Origin of the sequence: Burkholderia sp. SIMBA_051, from assembly GCF_046534915.1 — a bacterium.
In the GTDB taxonomy this organism is placed as follows: Bacteria; Pseudomonadota; Gammaproteobacteria; order Burkholderiales; family Burkholderiaceae; genus Burkholderia; species Burkholderia ambifaria.
The window spans coordinates 51,104-65,828 of sequence record NZ_JAWRXS010000008.1 but is presented as its reverse complement, the minus strand read 5'-3'; the positions used below and the strand labels follow the sequence as shown (position 1 = coordinate 65,828).

General features: G+C 68.3%; 18 protein-coding genes. 8 read left to right on the top strand and 10 right to left on the bottom strand.

Annotated features, from left to right (window positions below; translation table 11 throughout):
- Positions 1–37: 37 nt before the first annotated feature.
- The 3 genes from SB771_RS20610 to SB771_RS20600 are packed head-to-tail and all read left to right on the top strand — an operon-like array spanning position 38 to position 2,203.
- Complete coding sequence (locus tag SB771_RS20610) at positions 38–895, top strand: SDR family oxidoreductase (protein ID WP_105832381.1); 858 nt, start codon at positions 38–40, stop codon at positions 893–895.
- A gap of 28 nt (positions 896–923) precedes the next feature.
- Positions 924–1,532 carry a DUF4142 domain-containing protein gene (locus SB771_RS20605; RefSeq protein WP_175661199.1) on the top strand — a complete coding sequence of 203 codons (609 nt, stop codon included), beginning with the start codon at positions 924–926 and terminating at the stop codon, positions 1,530–1,532.
- 59 nt (positions 1,533–1,591) lie between these two features.
- Positions 1,592–2,203, top strand: coding sequence for a DUF892 family protein (locus tag SB771_RS20600; RefSeq protein ID WP_175661200.1), 612 nt, complete (start codon positions 1,592–1,594; stop codon positions 2,201–2,203).
- Positions 2,204–2,349: 146 nt separating this feature from the next.
- Here the strand turns inward: SB771_RS20600 and SB771_RS20595 are convergent, their stop codons facing one another.
- The 3 genes from SB771_RS20595 to SB771_RS20585 are packed head-to-tail and all read right to left on the bottom strand — an operon-like array spanning position 2,350 to position 4,520.
- Entirely contained in the window at positions 2,350–3,489 is a 1,140-nt protein-coding gene (locus SB771_RS20595; protein WP_175661201.1) for an NRAMP family divalent metal transporter, read from the bottom strand.
- Positions 3,477–3,830 (bottom strand): hypothetical protein, encoded by a 354-nt coding sequence (locus SB771_RS20590; protein ID WP_175770298.1) that lies wholly within the window; start codon positions 3,828–3,830, stop codon positions 3,477–3,479. Before SB771_RS20590 ends, SB771_RS20595 begins: the two co-directional genes overlap by 13 nt.
- Before the next feature lie 36 nt (positions 3,831–3,866).
- Positions 3,867–4,520, bottom strand: a complete 654-nt coding sequence (locus SB771_RS20585) for a UdgX family uracil-DNA binding protein (RefSeq protein ID WP_165754635.1) — start codon at positions 4,518–4,520, stop codon at positions 3,867–3,869.
- 233 nt (positions 4,521–4,753) lie between these two features.
- Between SB771_RS20585 and SB771_RS20580 the strand changes: the two genes are divergently transcribed.
- Positions 4,754–5,230 (top strand): response regulator, encoded by a 477-nt coding sequence (locus tag SB771_RS20580; protein ID WP_175661203.1) that lies wholly within the window; start codon positions 4,754–4,756, stop codon positions 5,228–5,230.
- Positions 5,231–5,315: 85 nt separating this feature from the next.
- Here SB771_RS20580 and SB771_RS20575 read toward each other — a convergent pair whose 3' ends face one another.
- Both SB771_RS20575 and SB771_RS20570 read right to left on the bottom strand, forming a co-directional pair.
- A complete protein-coding gene (locus tag SB771_RS20575; protein WP_175661204.1) occupies positions 5,316–6,530 on the bottom strand; it encodes an MFS transporter in 1,215 nt (404 codons plus the stop codon).
- 47 nt (positions 6,531–6,577) lie between these two features.
- Entirely contained in the window at positions 6,578–6,841 is a 264-nt protein-coding gene (locus SB771_RS20570) for a DUF4148 domain-containing protein (protein WP_175661205.1), read from the bottom strand.
- A gap of 222 nt (positions 6,842–7,063) precedes the next feature.
- Here SB771_RS20570 and SB771_RS20565 point away from each other — a divergent pair, with 222 nt between their 5' ends.
- From SB771_RS20565 to dctA, 3 genes are all read left to right on the top strand, one after another.
- A complete protein-coding gene (locus SB771_RS20565) occupies positions 7,064–7,957 on the top strand; it encodes a LysR family transcriptional regulator (RefSeq protein ID WP_105832388.1) in 894 nt (297 codons plus the stop codon).
- A gap of 70 nt (positions 7,958–8,027) precedes the next feature.
- A complete protein-coding gene (locus SB771_RS20560; protein ID WP_175661206.1) occupies positions 8,028–8,963 on the top strand; it encodes a LysR family transcriptional regulator in 936 nt (311 codons plus the stop codon).
- A gap of 52 nt (positions 8,964–9,015) precedes the next feature.
- Positions 9,016–10,338: a C4-dicarboxylate transporter DctA gene (gene dctA, locus SB771_RS20555; RefSeq protein WP_175661207.1), complete on the top strand. Its 1,323-nt coding sequence runs from the start codon at positions 9,016–9,018 to the stop codon at positions 10,336–10,338.
- Between the two features lie 24 nt (positions 10,339–10,362).
- Here the strand turns inward: dctA and SB771_RS20550 are convergent, their stop codons facing one another.
- The 5 genes from SB771_RS20550 to SB771_RS20530 form a co-directional block, all read right to left on the bottom strand.
- Positions 10,363–11,145, bottom strand: coding sequence for a substrate-binding domain-containing protein (locus SB771_RS20550; protein WP_175661208.1), 783 nt, complete (start codon positions 11,143–11,145; stop codon positions 10,363–10,365).
- Positions 11,146–11,208: 63 nt separating this feature from the next.
- Positions 11,209–12,504 carry an MFS transporter gene (locus SB771_RS20545; RefSeq protein ID WP_105832390.1) on the bottom strand — a complete coding sequence of 432 codons (1,296 nt, stop codon included), beginning with the start codon at positions 12,502–12,504 and terminating at the stop codon, positions 11,209–11,211.
- Between the two features lie 251 nt (positions 12,505–12,755).
- A complete protein-coding gene (locus SB771_RS20540) occupies positions 12,756–13,238 on the bottom strand; it encodes a PRC-barrel domain-containing protein (protein WP_006753979.1) in 483 nt (160 codons plus the stop codon).
- 90 nt (positions 13,239–13,328) lie between these two features.
- The gene (locus tag SB771_RS20535; RefSeq protein ID WP_011660523.1) at positions 13,329–13,760 is read right to left on the bottom strand and encodes a CBS domain-containing protein; all 432 of its coding nucleotides are present in this window, start codon (positions 13,758–13,760) and stop codon (positions 13,329–13,331) included.
- 94 nt (positions 13,761–13,854) lie between these two features.
- A complete protein-coding gene (locus SB771_RS20530; protein WP_175661209.1) occupies positions 13,855–14,106 on the bottom strand; it encodes a hypothetical protein in 252 nt (83 codons plus the stop codon).
- Positions 14,107–14,250: 144 nt separating this feature from the next.
- On the opposite strand from SB771_RS20530, the gene SB771_RS20525 reads away from it, so the two are divergent.
- Positions 14,251–14,556: a hypothetical protein gene (locus tag SB771_RS20525; RefSeq protein WP_011660522.1), complete on the top strand. Its 306-nt coding sequence runs from the start codon at positions 14,251–14,253 to the stop codon at positions 14,554–14,556.
- Positions 14,557–14,725 lie beyond the last annotated feature (169 nt).

Genomic DNA, 14,725 nt, shown 5'->3' with positions numbered 1-14,725 from the left:
CGACACGTGTCGCCGACACCCGTTCAAGGAGGAACCCATGACCACGGCAAAGACCCCGCCGCCTCAGAAGCAGACGCAGCAGCCGGGCAGCGAGCGGGACATGCATCCGAAGCCGCGCGACGAAGCGGCCGATTACGTCGGCAGCGGCAAGCTCGCCGGCAAGGTCGCGCTCGTGACCGGCGGCGACAGCGGCATCGGCCGCGCGGTCGCGATCGGTTTCGCGAAGGAGGGCGCGGACGTCGCGATCGTCTACCTGAACGAATCGGACGATGCCGCGCATACGAAGCGCCTGATCGAGCAGGCGGGCCGGCGCTGCGAGGCGATCGCATGCGACATCGGTGATCGCCGCCAGGCGCGCGACGCCGTGGCGCGCACCGTCGAAAAGTTCGGCCGGCTCGACGTGCTGGTGAACAACGCGGGCGAACAGCATCCGCAACCCGGCATCGAGGACGTGACCGAGGAACAGCTCGAGCGCACGTTCCGCACCAACGTGTACGGGATGATTTTCTGCACGCAGGCGGCGCTTCAGCACATGAAGCCCGGTGGACGCATCGTCAACACCGCGTCGGTCACCGCGTATCACGGCAGCCCGAAGCTGCTCGACTACTCGGCGACCAAGGGCGCGATCGTCGCGTTCACGCGTTCGCTGTCGATCGAACTGGCCGAGCGCGACATTCGCGTGAACGCCGTCGCGCCGGGGCCGATCTGGACGCCGCTGATCCCGTCGACGTTCAGCGCCGACGAAGTCGCGAAGTTCGGCTCGAACGTGCCGCTGAAGCGGCCGGGGCAGCCCGACGAGCTGATCGGCTGCTACGTGCTGCTCGCATCGGAAGGCGCGAGCTACATGACGGGACAGACATTGCATCCGAACGGCGGCTCGATCGTCGGCGGCTGACGGCTCCCCCCGCACAAGGAGAAAGCGCATGAAGCAACCCAACTGGACGATCGCGGCGCTCGCCGCGGGCGTGCTCGCCGTGTCGGGACTCGCGCACGCACAGATGCCGAGCGAGCCGCCCGCATCGAATTCGCATGTGCCGGGCGGCGTGATCAACCCGTCGGGCGCCGCCATGGGCGACACGGGCATGGCGAAGGCGCCGCAGGGCGGCGACGCGGAATTCATCGACAAGGCCGCGATGGCCGGCAAGGCCGAGGTGCAGGCGAGCCAGCTCGCATTGAAGCAGGCGCAGTCGGCGGACGTGCGCGCGTTCGCGAAACGCATGGTGGCCGATCACGGCAAGGCGAACGCGAAGCTCACCCAGATCGCCGCGCGCAAGGGCATGAAGCCGCAGGTGGAGCAGATCTCGGATCCGGACGTCGAGGCGCTGCGCGGCAAGAGCGGCCACGACTTCGACACCGCGTATGTCGCGGCGGCCGGCCCCGACGCGCACCGCAAGGCGGTCGCGCTGTTCGAAGGCGAGGCGCGCGACGGCAAGGACGCGCAGCTGCGCGCATTCGCGAAAGCCACGCTGCCGACGCTCAAGCATCACCTGAGCATGGCAGAGGCGCTCCAACGCAAGGTGGGCGCGCAGTAACGCGCGCCCGGTTCAACCCCAGGGCCGCGTGGGCGGCCCGTATTTTCGGAGAAGCAGTCATGGCCCAACGGCAATCGAAGCACGAAGGCATCCTCGAACTGCTCTGTCAGGCATACGAGACCGAGCTTGGCGGGGCGAAGATCTACGAGGCCGCGATCAAGTGCGCGACCGACGCGGACCTGCACAAGGAATGGGAGAAGTACCACCGCGAGACGATGCATCACCAGGAGGTGCTGCGCAAGGTGTTCGAAACGCTCGGTCTCGATCCGAACACGCAGTCGCCGGGGCGTGCCGCGGTGGCGGCGACCGGCAAGTCGCTGGTCCAGGTGATCGAGCAGGCGAAGAAGCAGGCCGATCCGGCGGTCGCGCAGGTCGTCGCGGCCGAATGCGTGGTGCTCGCCGAAACGAAGGATCATCTGAACTGGGAGCTGATCGGCTATGCGGCCGACCAACTGCGCGACAGCGACGCGGCGAAGGCGCTGAAGGCCGCGCACGACGAGGTCGAGGCCGACGAGGACCATCACCTGTATCACACCCGCGGCTGGGCGCGCGAGATGTGGATCGAGTCGATGGGCTTCAAGGCCGTGCTGCCGCCGCCGGAGGAAGTGAAGAAGGTGGAATCGGCGGCCGATGCGGCGCGTGCCGAACGTTCGCGCGGCAAGATGATGTAACCGCGCGGGGCCGGCAACCGGGCTGTGTCGCACATGCGGCCGCCCGGTTGGCCGGCTTTTTTTCCTTTGTGCTCTCCCTTTCCCGTTTCCGATTCAATGGTTGCGCACGCAACCGCCTTCAATCGCATCGTCACGCTCAGCTCAGTTCAGCTCAGCATGTCCACGGTCATCAGGACCACCGACGCCGCCATCAGCGCGACCGCGAGCCATCCGAACAGCTTCGACACGATCCCGCTGCCCGGCTGGCCGGCCGCGTCGCGCCGCTGCGACAGCAGCATCACCAGCATGAGCATCGGCACCGCCGCGATGCCGTTGAGCACCGCGCTCCAGTACAGCGCCTTGATCGGATTGACCGGACTGAAACAGATCGCGATGCCGACGAGCACGCAGGCCGCCAGCACCGCGTAGAACGCCGGCGCGCGCCGCACCGGCTCGTTCAGGCCTTCGCGGAACCGCCAGGCCTCCGCGCAGCCGTACGCGGCGCTGCCCGCGAACGCCGGAATCGCGAGCAGCCCGCAGCCGACGATGCCGAACGCGAACACCAGGAACGCCGCTTCGCCGGCGATCGGGCGCAGCGCCTCGGCGGCCTGCGCGGTGGAGCCGATGTCGTGCTTGCCATGCGTGAAGAACACCGCGGCGCCGATCACCATGATGCAGAACGACACCGCGTTGGTCACGATCATCCCGGTCCAGGTATCGAACGTGATGCGTCGTTCGGCCTCGCGGCGCGCGCCGGGCGCGCACGCGGTGTCGCCGTTGCGGCGCTCGGCCTGGGTTTCCTCCACTTCGAGCGCGGCCTGCCACACGAACAGGTATGGGCTCAGCGTCGTGCCGAGCACCGCGACCGCGGTCGTCGCGTATTCGTGCGTGAACGCGACATGCGGCAGCACGAGCGCATGCAGCAGGTTGCGCCAGTCGATGTGCACGAAGCCGAGTTCGAGCACGTATGCGAGCAGGCCAAGCGTCATCCATTTCAGCCAGCGCGCGTAGCGCTCGTAGGACAGCAGCACCTGCAGCGCGAGCGACCCGAGGCCGTAGACGGGCGCATACCAGTAGCTGCGCCCGCCGGCGACGAGCGCGGTCGCGTCGCCCATCGCGGCGAGATCGGCGCCGACGTTGATGACGTTGACGATCACGATCATTACGATCAGCCCCTTGGCGAGCCGGTCGGAGAACTGCTTGCGGATGCCCGCGACGAGGCCCTCGCGATTGGTGCGTCCGATGAACGCCGACGCGAGCTGCACGGCTACCATCATCGGCAGCGCGACGATGGTCATCCACAGCATGTGGAAGCCGAACTGGCTGCCGGCCTGCGCATAGACCGCGATGTTGCTCGGGTCGGCGTCGGACGCGCCCGCGAGCAGGCCGGGGCCGAGCCGGCGGTACCACGGCTTCGCGGCGGGGGCGGCAGCGGCAGCGGCGGCGGTACCGGCAGCGGTACCAGCATCGGCAGCGGCACCAGCATCGGCAGCGGCGCCAGCATCGGCACCGGCACCGGCACCGGCACCGGCACCGGCACCCGCACCAGCACCAGCACCAGCACCAGCACCAGCACCAGCACCAGCACCAGCACCAGCACCAGCACCAGCACCAGCACTAGCACTAGCACTAGCACCAGCACCAGCACCGGCCTCGCGCGACGCATCGTCGCCGCGCAGATCGTTCATTCAGCGTCTCCCCGCGCGCCGTGCGTGCCGCCGCTGCCGCGCGCGAGGCGCGACGCGGTGCGCAGTGCGTCGACGAGCGTCCGGTAAGCCTGCTCGCGTGAATCGGCACCGCGCGTGCGCAGCACGTAGGACGGGTGATAGGTCGCGACGACGAGACAGCCGTCGGGCGAGCGCACGGGCTGGCGCGTGCGCTCCAGCGTTGCGTCGTTGTCCTGCAGCACGGCCCGCAGCGCCGTCGCGCCGAGCGCGACGATCACGCGCGGGCCCAGCGCGGCGAGCTCGCGTTCGAGCCAGTAATGGCACGCGGCGACCTCGCGCTGCGCGGGCGTCTTGTGCATCCGCCGCTTGCCGCGCGGTTCCCACTTGAAGTGCTTGACCGCGTTGGTCACGTACACGCTCGCGCGCTCGATGCCCGCTTCGTCGAGCGCGCGGTCGAGCATGCGGCCCGCCGCGCCGACGAACGGAATGCCGGTGCGGTCTTCCTGATCGCCCGGCTGCTCGCCGACCAGCATGATGCGCGCGTTCGTGGGCCCCGCGCCGGGCACCGGCTGCGTCGCGTGTTCCCACAGCCCGCAGCGGCGGCACGCGTCGAGCGTGGCCGGCGCTTGGTCGTCGGGCGCGGCCGGCTTTGCGGGCGCGTGGCGCGTCATGCGCGGCCTCCCGCGCAGGCTGGCGCCGCTTCTGTGTCACGGGGCATTCGCCGACGGGCTGCAGGCGGATCGAAGTCCCTACCGGGTCGGAACAGCGGCGGTGCGCGCATCGATGGCTCCCGTATCGACGATTTCGACCATTTGCAGCAACCGGCATGCCCCGTGCGGGCGATCGCGGCAATATGGGCGCGCAGTTTGCGCCGGGGCCGTGTCCGATCACAGGGAGAAACGCGATGCAAATCCTCTCCGGCGACGATCCGGCCGCAGACGACGTGCTGCTGTGGCGTCCGCCCGATAGCGTGCCGCGCCGGCTGCGCCGCGTGCTGGTCGTCGACGACTATCGCGATGCGGCCGATGCGCTGCGATTGCTGCTCCAGGCGCGCGGCTTCGAATGCCGCGTCGCGGACGATCCATTCGCCGTCTGCGATCTCGCGCGCGACTGGCAGCCGTTCGCGATCGTGCTGGACATCGCGATGCCGGGCCTCGACGGCCTGCAACTCGCGAAGCGGCTGCGCGGCGACCCGCACACCGCCGACATGCTGCTTATCGCGTGCACCGCATTCGCGTCGCAGAGCGATCGCGAGCGTGCGCGCGAAGCCGGCTTCGACGCGCATTGTGCGAAGCCGCTGACGCCGCACCGGCTGCTGCGTTATCTGGACGCCGCCTACGGCGGCGCGCGGCAGGACACGGGCGTTACACGGGGTGTGTAAAAAAACCGCGACGGCCGGCTGCGGTCGTCACGCGCGGCCGGCGGCCTCGGCGCGCAGCGCGGCCCGCGACGGCGCGCTGGGCCCGTCACGCGCGCGCGGCGGCCTCGGCGCGCAACGCGGCCCGCGCCGCCAGCGCGGCGAGTACGCCGGCGGCGACGAGCAGGCCCGCGCTCAGCCCGAACGTCGCGCGATAACCGTGCAGGTCGAACAGCACGCCGCCGGCCGTCGCGCCGAGCGCGATCGCGAGCTGCACGACGGCCACCATCAAGCCGCCGCCGGCTTCCGCGTCGCGCGGCAGCGCACGGGCCAGCCACGTCCACCAGCCGACCGGCGCCGCGGTGCCGAGCAACCCCCAGACGGCCAGCAGCGCGGCGGTCGCGCCGATCGAGTGGCCGAACGCGATCAGCGCGACGGCGACCGCCGCCATCAGGCCGGGGATGACGATCAACGTCCGGTACAACCCGCGTTGCAGGAACGTGCCGATCAGGATCGTCCCAGCGAACCCGGCGACGCCGATCACAAGCAGCAGCATCGACAGCCCGGCCGCGCCCGCGTGTGTCACGGCTTCGAGGAACGGCCGCAAGTACGTGAACAGCGTGAACTGCCCCATGAAAAAGACGCTGACCGCCGCCATGCCTAGCGCGACCGGCGCGCTCGCCAGCAGCGCGAACGCGCGCCCGGGCGTGCTGCTGCCGTGCGCGGCGTGCATCCGCGGCAGGCTCGCGAGCTTCCAGCCGAACGCGATCGCGGCGACCGGTACGACGCAGAAGAACGCCCATCGCCATCCGACGATGCCGCCGAGGAAGCTGCCCAGCGGCGCAGCGACGACGGTGGCCAGCGCGTTGCCGCCATTGACGATCGCCAGCGCGCGCGGAACCTGCCGGTCCGGCACGAGGCGCATCGCGGTGGCCGCCGACATCGACCAGAATCCGCCGATGGCGACGCCGATCAGCGCGCGCCCGGCGATGAACGCCAGGTAGTTCGGCGCGAGTGCGACGACCGTGCCGGACACGATCATCAGCAGCGTCAGCGACAGCAGCACCCGCTTGCGGTCGCGCCGCCCGGCCAGCGACGAGATGAACAGGCTGGTGAGCAGCGCGAACGCGCCCGACACGGAAATCGCCTGGCCCGCCTGCCCTTCGCTGATCCGCAGGTCGTGCGCGATCGGCGTCAGCAGGCTGACCGGCATGAATTCGGACGCGACGAGCGCGAACGCGCCGAGCGCCATCGCGAGGACGGCGCCCCACGCGGCGGCGTGAACGGGCGCGGGCCCGCGATCGGAAGGGGAAACGGCTTGCATCGTCGAATCGGGAAGAGTGCGGATCGGTGGCGTCGGCGATGGGCGCGTCAGTCGCAATGCGCGACGATCGCCGTGCCGCGATCGGCCAACGACGTGCGGCCGTCGGCATCGCGCGCCGCCATCACGCGGGTGGACGCCAGCCGCGCATCGTCGACCCACGTGCGCGGATTGGCGCGCGCCGGATTGAAACCGGCGGCTTCGTAGCGAATCATGTCTTCGCGCACCTGCTCGCGCGTCAGGCCCTGCGCATGGGCGAGCAACGGAGCGGAAACGGCAAGCGCGGCGACGAAGAGACGAAGAAGGGATTTCATGGGATGGACTCCGGGGAGAATGCGTGGAAGCTTCCCGAAGCCGGCAGCGGCCGCACGGGAGCCTGAACGCTTCGCAGTCTATCGGCCCGCGCCCGATCGATTAAGTAGCGCGGCACGCTTGGACTTATAAGCTACGCCGATGAATCGTTTGAGGCCGCAGCGGGCGGCACGGGGCGGTGTCGGTGCTAGGATGGGCGTCCGTTTCGACAGGAGCCGCCCGACATGCCGCGCGAAAACCTCAACGATCTGCTCGTGTTTCTGGCCGTGGCACGCGACCGGAGCTTCACGCGCGCAGCGGCGCGGCTCGGCGTGTCGCAATCGGCGCTGAGCCAGACGGTCCGCGATCTGGAGGCGCGCCTCGGCGTGCGGCTGCTCACGCGCACGACGCGCAGCGTGTCGACGACCGAAGCGGGCGAGGAACTGTTTCAGGCCGTCGCGCCGCGCATCGACGAGATCGAGATGAAGCTCGCCGCGGTGGCCGATTTCCGCGACAAGCCGGCCGGCGTCGTGCGGATCACGGCCACCGAGCATCCGATCGACACGATCATCTGGCCGAAGCTCAGGCGCGTGCTGCCCGATTACCCGGACATCCGCGTCGAGCTGTCGGTCGATTACGGGCTGGCGAACATCGTCGAGGAGCGCTACGACATCGGCGTGCGCTACGGCGACCAGGTCGCGAAGGACATGATCGCGGTGCGCATCAGCCCGGACATCCGGATGACGATGGTCGCGTCGCCGGCGTATCTCGACGGCCGCAAGCCGCCGAAAACGCCGCAGGACCTGCTCGATCACGACTGCGTGACGCTGCGGCTCGCGACCGCGAAGGGCATCTATGCGTGGGAGCTGAAGAAGGGCAGGAACGAGATCCAGGCGCGCGTGAGCGGCCGCATCACGTGCAATACGCAGCCGCATATGGTGCAGGCGGCGCTCGACGGATTCGGCATTGCGTTCGTCACCGAGGATATCGTGCTCGACCACGTGCGCAGCGGCCAACTGCGGATCGTGATGCCGGACTGGTGCCCGGTGTTTCCCGGCTATCACGCGTATTATCCGAGCCGCCGCCAGGCCTCGCGCGCATTCTCGATCGTGATCGATGCGTTGCGGCATCGCGCATAGCGGGATGGTGTGGGTCGGTTTTGCCCGGATCATGCACAATACGCGGCAACTGAGATGGGGAGACCGGCCCGTGGGAATCAACTTCGATCTGACCGACTTGCAGGCGTTTCGCGCGGTGGTGGAACTCGGCAGCTTCCGGAAGGCCGCCGACGCGATCAGCATTTCGCAACCCGCGTTGAGTCGTCGGATCGACAAACTCGAGGAAGCGCTCGGCGTGCGCCTGTTCGAGCGCACCACGCGCAGCGTCACGCTGACCACCGTCGGGCGCGTGTTCGCGCCGAGCGCCGAGCAGCTGCTGGACGATCTCGACGTCGCGCTGCTCGGCATCCGCGACGTGTCAACGAGCCGCCTCGGTCATGTGACGATCGCGTGCGTGCCGTCGGTGGCGTACTACTTCTTGCCCAACGTGATCGCGAGCTATCATCGCCGCTTTCCGCGCATCCGGGTCAAGCTGCTGGATGCCGGCGCGAACGAGGTGCTGAGCGCAGTGATCAGCGGCGAGGCCGATTTCGGCGTGAGCTTCATGGGCAGCCAGGAGCCCGAGATCGACTTCAAGCTGCTGCTGCAGGAGCGCTTCGTCGCCGCATGCCGGCGCGACCATCCGCTCGCGCGCAAGAAGCGCGTGACCTGGAACGAGCTGTACGAGTACGAGTATGTGTCGGTGGACAAGACGTCCGGCAACCGCCTGTTGCTCGACCAGGCGCTGACGACCGTCGCGCCGCGTGCGCCGAGCGTATGCGAGACGCGCCACGTGACGACGCTGCTCGGGTTGATCGAAGCCGGGCTCGGCGTGGCCGCGGTGCCGTCGATGGCGATGCCCGGACACGACCATCCGTTGCTCACGAGCGTGCCGCTCGTCGAACCGGTGGTGAAGCGCCGGGTCGGCATCGTGAAACGGCGCGGGCGCCCGCTGACGCCGGCCGCCGAGGAGTTTCACCGTGCGATCGTCGACGCCAAACGGGCCGGTGCAGGCACCGGCATCGCACGCAGCGACGGAACGACGTGACGAATACACAATATCCAATGAATACAACAGGAACATCGAGGAAGACAGCATCGTGAGGTGGGCAAGACCGCTTCGTTCGCTCTACGTGCAGGTTCTGCTCGCGATGGTGCTCGGCGTGAGCGTCGGGCACTTCTGGCCGTCGGTGGGCGCGATGCTCAAGCCGCTCAGCGATGCATTCGTCGGGCTCGTGCGGATGATGATCGCGCCGATCGTGTTCTGCACGATCGTCTCCGGCATCACGTCGCTCGCGAACGGCAAGGCCATCGGGCGCACGATCGTCCGCGCGCTGGTGCTGTTCTATCTGCTGACCGCCGTCGCGCTCGCGTTCGGGCTCGTCACCGCGTTCGTGCTGCGGCCGGGCGCCGGCATGCACGTCGACGTCCACCATCTCGACGCGAGCATCCTCGCGCAATATGCACCGCACGCGCAACCGCACGGGCTCGTCGAGTTCGCGTTGAGCGTGATCCCCGATACGATGCTCGGCGCGTTCCAGAAGGGCGAGGTGCTGCCCGTGCTGCTGCTGTCGCTGCTGTTCGGTTTTTCGCTGAATGCGTATCCGCAGGCCGGCCGGCCCGTGCTGGCGCTGATCGACGGCGTCGCGCAGATCGTGTTTCGCGTGCTCGCGATGGTGATGCGGCTCGCGCCGCTCGGCGCATTCGGCGCGATGGCGTTCACGGTGGGACGCTTCGGCATCGGCTCGGTCGGCTCGCTCGCGCGGCTGATGGTGGCGTTCTACGTGGCCTGTGTGCTGTTCGTCGCGCTGGTGCTCGCGCCGCTCGCGCGGCTGCACGGCTTCGCGTTGTGGCGGCTGTTGCGCTACCTGCGCGAGGAGTTGCTGATCGTGCTCGCGACGTCGTCCACGGAGCCGGTGCTGCCGCGGCTGATCGTCAAGCTGGAGTCGCTCGGTTGCGACAAGGGCGTGGTCGGCCTCGTGCTGCCGGCCGGCTACTCGTTCAACCTGGACGGCACAGCGATCTACCTGACGCTCGCGGCGCTGTTCATCGCGCAGGCGTGCGACGTGCCGCTGTCCGCGCCGCAAATCGCGGCGATGCTGGCGGTGATGCTGTTGACGTCGAAGGGCGCGGCGGGCGTGTCCGGCAGCGGACTCGTCGCGCTCGTCGCGACGCTCGCCGTGATGCCCGATCTGCCGGTGGCCGGCGTTGCGCTGCTGGTGGGCATCGATCGCTTCATGTCGGAGGCGCGCGCGCTGACGAGCGTGATCAGCAACGCGTGTGCGGTGATCTTCGTGTCGACGTGGGAAGGGGCGTGCGATCGCGCGCGTCTTGCGCGGATGCTAAGCGCGGCCGGGCCCGCGGGCCCGAACGGCGCCGATGATGCTGACGCTGACGCCGCGCGCGACGGGAAGGCGGTCTGACGCACGCCTTCCGTTGGTGCGTGCTTAGTGTGCGGAGACGGAATCCAGTCCGGTCGATTTCACTTCCGACTGCACGTCGGGCGACGCGAGATAGTCGAGCAGCGCCTTCGCTTCCTTCGGGTGTTGCGCGCCGACGGGGATGCCGGCGGCGAAACGCGTGACCGACTGCAGCGATTCGGGAATCTTGCCGACGAAGGTCGCGCCTTTAACCGGCAGCAGTTCGCTGACCTGCTGGAAGCCGATTTCGTAGTCGCCGTTCGCGACCACGGACGCGACCGGAATCCGCGGAACCATCTTCGCCTTCGATTTCACCTGGTCCTCGATGCCGAGCTTCTTGAACAGTTCCCGCTCGATGTAGACGCCGCTCGCGCTGTCCGAATAGGCGATCGACTTCGCGTGCAGCAGAACCTGCTTCAGCGCGTCGGGCGAGCTGATGTCGGGTTTCGCCGCGCCGTCGCGCACGACCATGCCGATGCGCGAATCGGCCAGCTCGACGCGCGATCCGGGGACTACCTTCCCTTGCTTGATCAGATCGTCGAGCGCGTAGCCGACCATGATCACCGCGTCGGCAGGCTCGCCGCGCGCGAGCCGGTTCGGAATCGCTTCGGGCGACTTGCCCATCGACGGGCCGAGCGCGGTGGCGAGCGTGTTGCCCGTGCTGGACGCGAACTGCGGGCCGAGCAGCTTGTACGCGGCGGTGAAGCCGCCCGAGCTCATCACGTGCAGGTCGGCGGCCTGTACGTTCGCGCTCACCGCGGTGGTGGCGACGAGCGCGGTCGCGCACAGTTTCAGAAGCAGGTTTTTCATCGTCATGGTCGTTGTCATGGTCCGGGTCGTACGGAGTCGGGGCAGGTCGTTCGGCATCCCGCGTCAGTGCGCGGGCGTGAGCGTCGCCGGGTGCCGGCGATAGAGCGCGAACGTCGCAAGCAGCGCGCACGCCGCGGCGAGGCTCATCCAGTAGCCCGGTGCGGCCTTGTCGCCGGTCATGTGGATGAGCGCGGTCGAGATGGCGGGCGTGAAGCCGCCGAACACGGCCGTCGCGAGGCTGTAGGCGAGCGAGAAGCCCGCGACGCGCACTTCCACCGGCATCACTTCCGTGAGCGCGACGACCATCGCGCCGTTGTAGATCCCGTACATGAACGACAGCCACAGCAGCACGAGCAGCATGTTGACGAACGACGGCGCATGAGCGAGCAGCGACAGCGCGGGATAGGCGGTCGCGATCGCGAGCACCGTCATGCCGACGAGCAGCGGCCGGCGGCCGATGCGATCGGACAGCGCGCCGCCGATCGGCAGCCAGACGAAGTTCGACAGGCCGACGCACAGCGTGACGAGCAGGCTGTCGGCGGTGCTCAGGTGCAGGACGGTCTTGCCGAAGGTCGGTGCATAGACCGTGATCAGATAGAAGCTCGTCGTGGTCATCGCGACCAGCATCATGCCGGCGACCACGACGCGCCAGTTATGCATCAGCGTGGTGAAGACTTCCTTCATGGTCGGACGATGCCGGCGTGCCTTGAACTCCTGCGTTTCCTCCAGTTTGCGGCGCAGCATGAAGATGAACGGCACGATCATGCAGCCGACGAAGAACGGCACGCGCCAGCCCCACGCGGCGATCGCCGACGCGCTGAGCCAGTGATTGAGCGCGAAGCCGAGGGCCGCCGCGACGACGATCGCGACCTGCTGGCTGGCGGACTGCCAGCTCGTGAAGAAACCCTTGCGGCCGGGCGTGGCCATTTCGGCCAGATAGACCGACACGCCACCCAGCTCGGCCCCCGCCGAAAAGCCCTGCAGCAGGCGCCCGAGCAGCACGAGCGCCGGCGCGAGCAGGCCGATCGTCGCGTAGCCCGGCACGAACGCAATCAGGATGGTGCCGCTCGCCATGATCGCCAGCGTGACGATGAGGCCCTTGCGGCGGCCGACGTCGTCGATGTACGCGCCCAGCACGATCGCACCCAGCGGCCGCATCAGGAAGCCGGCGCCGAACACGGCGAACGTCATCATCAGGGACGCGAACTCGCTCGCGGCGGGAAAGAACACGGCCGCGATCTGGGTTGCGTAGAAGCCGAACAGGAAGAAGTCGAACTGCTCGAGGAAGTTGCCGGCCGTCACGCGGAATACCGCGGCGGCCTTCGAACGTCCGGTCGGAAGGCTGGGCGAGGGGTGCATCTGGGTGTCTCCAGTGAATCGGGAAAATGCGCGGGGAGCGGTTGATTGTCGTTTTCGGCATGTTCGCCCGGAGACGGGGAAACGATAAGTGCGATTTTTGGAAGGATTGATGTTGTTTGGTTATCAATAGGCGGGCATCGGGAGGGCCGAGCCGGCACCGGAATTCAGCGAAAAAGCTGAAAAACGCGCAAAAAAAGCCCCGCATCGAGCGGGGCTCCGTCGGCTAACTCACCGGCAAATCGAAAGCCGTTTTAATGCGTGCCGCGCGTACGCGGATCGTTGAGGTCTTCGGTCGGATCGGTGAGCCCGAGCTCATCGCCCGCGCTCCAGTACGGCGTGCTGCCGTAGTACTCGTGCAGCGGCTCGGCCCATTGCGGGTCGGCCATCGCCGGCCAGTGATCCTTGTCGAAGCCCGGTGCGTTCTTGATCCGCTCTGACGATACCGACAGCAGGAAGCATTTGCGTTCGGTATCGAGCGTCAGCGCGCTCCATGGAATCGCGAGCAGCTTGTCGCCGATGCCGAGCAGGCCGCCGCTCGAGAGCACCGCATACGCGATGCGGCCCGAGCGCACGTCGAGCATGATGTCCTTGATCTTGCCGACGTCGTCGCCATCGGTCGTATAGACCTTGTCGCCTTCCAGCGTGTCGGCCGCCATCACGTCGGGGCCGGGGCCCGCCGCCGTCGCGGCGCCCTTGCCGATGATGCGGGTCCGTCCTTGATCGGGAGTCTGCATGGTTGTCCTCCTGGCTGCATGGGGCGCGACCGTGCCCGGGATGGGCCCTCCGGGTCGCGCGGGTTATCGGGCGAGGCGAGGATCGCCCCGTCACGTCCGCTTCGGTTGCGACACGCCTTCGAGCGTGTTCGCGACTTCGTCACGTATCGGGCCGGCCGTGCGCGTCGCGATGTCCGCGAGCGACAGCATGCCGACCAGACGCTGGTCGTGATCCACGACCGGCAGGCGGCGCAACTGCGCGTCCGCCATGTAATGCTGGATTTCGTCCAGCGGATCGTCCTCGAAACACCATTCGATCGGGCCCGACGCGACTTCATGAATCCGCGTTTCCGGCGGCTTGCCGACCGAGATCGCGCGCACCGTGAGGTCGCGGTCCGTGACCATGCCGACCAGCCGGTTGTTGTCGCACACGGGCAGCGCGCCGATGTCGTAGCGCTCCATCAGTTGCGCGGCATGCCGGATCGAGTCGGTCGGCGCGATATGCACGACGTCCTGCGACATGATTTCGTTGACGCGATGCATCAGGTCCTCCTTCCAGGTTGAAGCGGGGCCATTCGATTCAGCAAGCGGCGTGCCGCGTCGCGCGTGGCCACCGCACCTTCCCGGCCGTCATCCGTCATTTGTCGCGACGTTTGGCCGGGTCTTGCCATGGGCCGTCGTCATGCGTGCCCGGCGGCGTGTCGGGTTCGATGCGCGTGACGCCGCCGGTCGCGGGCGGATCGCTGGCGGGGAACGTGTCCTCGAGCTGCTTGTCGATATGCCGCTCCGAGTGGTGCGTTTTCGTCTGATCCTGGTGCTTCAGCGGCGGCGACGTGTCCGGTTGCTCGTGCGCCGGCGCGTCGCGGCCGGACCGGGTCGAATCCTTCATGGCAAGCCTCCGTGTCGGTGACGATGAACCATTCAGCGCAACGGCCGTGCCCGCGGCGGGATGCGGCACGCGATTTGCCGCTTGGGCGGCGACGACGACGCGCGGCCCGATATGCCGCACATGCACACACGCACAGGAGGCACGATGACCAATCCCAAACAGCGACCAGGGGTGCGCTATGAAGTCAACGTATGCGGCGGCGGGTTCGATTCGGTGAAGAGCCATTTCAGCACGTGGAAACACGAGCCGCTGATCTACCGGCCCGATCGCAGGATGTTCGAAGGCAAGGCCGACGTGCGGCCGCTCGGCGATGAGACGTTCGGCTCGACGGAGCCGGCGCGGTTGGCGCTGCAGCGCGCGTGCGACCCGCACGATCCGTATGCGCTCGCCGCGCGGGTGCGCGACGACGGCCGCGAGCTGTGGCTCGTGATGGCCGCATACGAAGCGTAGCGACTCTGTTGAAAGAATTGCAGCGCGCGGTGTAGCGAATGCACGGCGCGGTCTGTGGCGGCATCCATGTGCACGCGGATGCTGCCGCACTGGACGGCACGCGCCGGGCACGCGGACAGCACGCGGACGGCACGCGGACGGCACGCAGAGGGCAGGTGGAGGGCACACG